Raw genomic sequence first — 501 nt, forward strand, 5'->3', positions numbered from 1 at the left:
CGTCAAACGCAGGGCGCATGCGCGAATGCCGTAGACGTTGTTATACAGAATGTGATACCACTCGCCAGCCATCTTGTTGACGCCGTTGACATCGACCGGATGGAGCAGATGGCGCTCATCGACCGGCAGATAATCCGGCTTGCCGTAGATCTGGCGCGTCGATGCGTACACCAGTTTCAGGCGAGGGTTATTTTTGCGGCAGGCTTCGAGGATCGATAGTTGCGCACGGCAATTGATCTCTAAGTCGGTGTACGGGTCAGTCATCGAGTCGAGGTGCGACGTCTGACCGGCAAGATTGAAGAGGTAATCCTGTCCCTGCACCAAGTAGTTCATCGAGTACTCATCGCGTACATCAGCAATGTTGACGCGCACACGATGCTCAATGCCAGCAATATTGCGCTGATTGCCGCCATAGATCGGGATGAGCGAGTCAACCAGCGTTACCTGGGCGTCGAGTTCAACTAGACGATGCGCCAGGGTCGAACCGATAAATCCCATCCC

At 54.9% G+C, this 501-nt stretch carries 1 protein-coding gene; it reads right to left on the reverse strand.

Annotated elements, in window-relative coordinates; genetic code table 11:
* A partial coding sequence (locus NZ923_10880) for an NAD-dependent epimerase/dehydratase family protein (protein ID MCS7230510.1) occupies positions 1–501 on the reverse strand: 501 nt, incomplete at both ends.

The sequence above is a fragment of the Candidatus Kryptonium sp. genome, assembly GCA_025060635.1.
Taxonomy (GTDB): Bacteria; Bacteroidota; Ignavibacteria; order Kryptoniales; family Kryptoniaceae; genus Kryptonium.